The following is a 2,389-nucleotide window of genomic DNA, read 5'->3' as shown; positions in this document are numbered from 1 at the left end:
TATGTTGCAAACTGATTTATAGAATATTTGCTGTGGTAAAAAGAGAGGCACCTTTTGTAAATTTAACAAGATATAATTTGCATATGTCTTAGAATACACGAATTTTTATGAATGTTATTTGTTGTAAGCGTATATACAAACATTAGTTTTAAAATTAAGCTAAACTATAGTCTATTTATTTTTTGTAAATGCGCAAATAAAAAATTTGTGCATTCGTGGCTAAAACAAAAAAGAGACCGGATGGTCTCTCTATATCTATCTTGGCAATCTGCTTGCTCTTTTTAAAATCTCTTTATTGATTTCGTTAATCAATTCCGGGCCTTCATAGATAAATCCGGTGTATAACTGAACCAGGCTTGCCCCGGCATCTAGCTTTTCGATAGCATCTTTTGCTGAGTGAATTCCTCCTACTCCAATGATTGGAAATGCTCTGTTGCTTTTATCTGAAAGGTATTTGATCATTTTTGTGCTTCTCTCACGAATAGGCTTTCCGCTTAATCCTCCGTTTCCTATCTGTTCTAAAACTTCAGGAGAGGTTTTCAATCCTTCCCTATTGACTGAGGTATTGGAAACAATTACTCCATCTATTTTAGTTTCTGCAATCAGATCAACAATTTCATCCAGCTGAGCATTATTAAGATCCGGCGCAATTTTAAGTAATATTGGTTTCTGTACAGATTTTGACTGGTTGATTTTCTTTACTTCTGTAATCAGTTCACGAAGGTATTCCACATCCTCCAGTTTGGCGTGGCTTCCAACATTCGGGCAGCTTACATTGAGTACAAAATAATCTACATGGGGATGCAGGCCTTCGAAACAATCCAGATAATCCTGAGTATAGTTTTCAGGTTTTGTATCTGTATTTTTTCCGATGTTTCCACCGATGATTATCTTTCCTTTGTTGGATTTCAGTTTTTCGATCGCAGCCTGAAGGCCATCATTGTTGAAGCCCATTCTGTTAATAATCCCTCCATCTTCAATAAGACGGAATAATCTTTTCTTAGGATTTCCAGCCTGAGCTCTTGGGGTTACCGTTCCGATTTCTACAAAACCGAAACCCAGGTCGCCCAATTCGTTGAACAAAACAGCATTTTTATCAAAACCGGCAGCGAGTCCTACAGGATTTTTAAATTTTAATCCGAAAACTTCTCTTTCCAGACGTTTGTCTTCAATAGGTTTGGGGAAAAATAATTTAGTAATAAATCCAAAATTCTTTAGCATCGAAAAAGTAAAGTGATGCACTTCTTCGGGATCAAATTTGAAAAGAATCGGACGAATGAGCGATTTGTACATTGAAAAAAAGTTTTACAAAATTACTCATTTTAAAATTAATGGTTAATTAACCTGAGATATTTTATCAAAATGTTTTTTAACTATAGTATCTATAAGGAATACAACATTCGACAAGATGTTTTTTTAAGTTGTACTTCTAATATCCTTGTCAAGGTTTAAAACCTTGACAAGGATATTCCCCAGAAATTTTCCCTTTAATACAGAAGGCTTATTCAATAAAGTCTTTGGGTTTAGAGTATGAACTTAAATCAAATTTCAGAATATCCCCTACTCTTTTAAACTCTTCATCAATAGTAGCGTTCACAATTATTTTTTCGTTGGTGATTGGATGATTAAAAATCAATTGATGAGCATGAAGCGTCATTTTGTTGATATCAAATGTTTGAAGCCACAACTTATTTTGTTTATTGCACCCGTGTTTTCTGCACCCTAAAATAGGATGAAGAATATGTTTAAAATGTTTTCTCAACTGATGAAATCTTCCTGTTTCAGGAATGGCCTCTACCAAACAATATCTAGAAGTCTGATGCTTTAAAAAGGGTAAATCTATTTCAGAAGTCTGCAAACGAGAATAGTAGGTAACTGCATTTTGCGTGACTTCATTTTCATTAACCAAGTCATAATCGATCGTTTCTTCTTCTTTTGTCCAGCCACGAAGAATTGCCAGATATTTCTTCTCCACTTCGCGTGATGCAAACTGTTCGCTCATTATTCTGAGCGTATCTTTATCTAAGGTAAACAACAAAACCCCCGAAGTTTTACGGTCTAAGCGATGTACAGGATAAACTTTTTGTCCAATCTGATTTCTTAACTCCTGAATAGCATAGGTATCAGCTTCTCCGGCATAAAAGGATTTATGAACCAGTAATCCGCTGGGTTTATTGATGGCAATAATATTCTCGTCACGATAAAGAATTTCTAACATGGTGCAAAAGTATAGATTTTCTACTGATTCTTGTCTCAGTGAGAAACTTAAAGTCTTAACAGATAATTATTGTTTTAAACCTAATTTGTTTTGGCAACAGCCAGGGATCAATAGCCCTGATTGAGCGGTATGTCTGAGCTCTTTTCTCAGTTTCGGCGGCGGCGGCTTTGC

General features: G+C 35.3%; 2 protein-coding genes. Both read right to left on the bottom strand.

All coding sequences use genetic code 11. The annotated features are described in order from the left end of the window. Positions 1 to 255: 255 nt before the first annotated feature. Positions 256 to 1,293, bottom strand: a complete 1,038-nt coding sequence (locus WH267_RS25020) for a quinone-dependent dihydroorotate dehydrogenase (RefSeq protein WP_340011709.1) — start codon at positions 1,291 to 1,293, stop codon at positions 256 to 258. A 208-nt stretch (positions 1,294 to 1,501) separates the two neighbouring features. Next, positions 1,502 to 2,218 carry a pseudouridine synthase gene (locus WH267_RS25015; protein ID WP_115968244.1) on the bottom strand — a complete coding sequence of 239 codons (717 nt, stop codon included), beginning with the start codon at positions 2,216 to 2,218 and terminating at the stop codon, positions 1,502 to 1,504. Positions 2,219 to 2,389 lie beyond the last annotated feature (171 nt).

It is taken from the genome of Chryseobacterium sp. MYb328, from assembly GCF_037572595.1.
GTDB classification, from domain to species: Bacteria; Bacteroidota; Bacteroidia; order Flavobacteriales; family Weeksellaceae; genus Chryseobacterium; species Chryseobacterium pennae.
Note: the sequence above shows the minus strand (reverse complement) of the source record. Positions and strands in the feature narration are given on the sequence as shown.

What these genes read in the sequence shown, in the direction of transcription:
- WH267_RS25020 (WP_340011709.1), bottom strand. Translation starts at nt 1,293, where the DNA reads ATGTACAAATCGCTCATTCGTCCGATTCTTTTCAAATTTGATCCCGAA.
- WH267_RS25015 (WP_115968244.1), bottom strand. Translation starts at nt 2,218, where the DNA reads ATGTTAGAAATTCTTTATCGTGACGAGAATATTATTGCCATCAATAAA.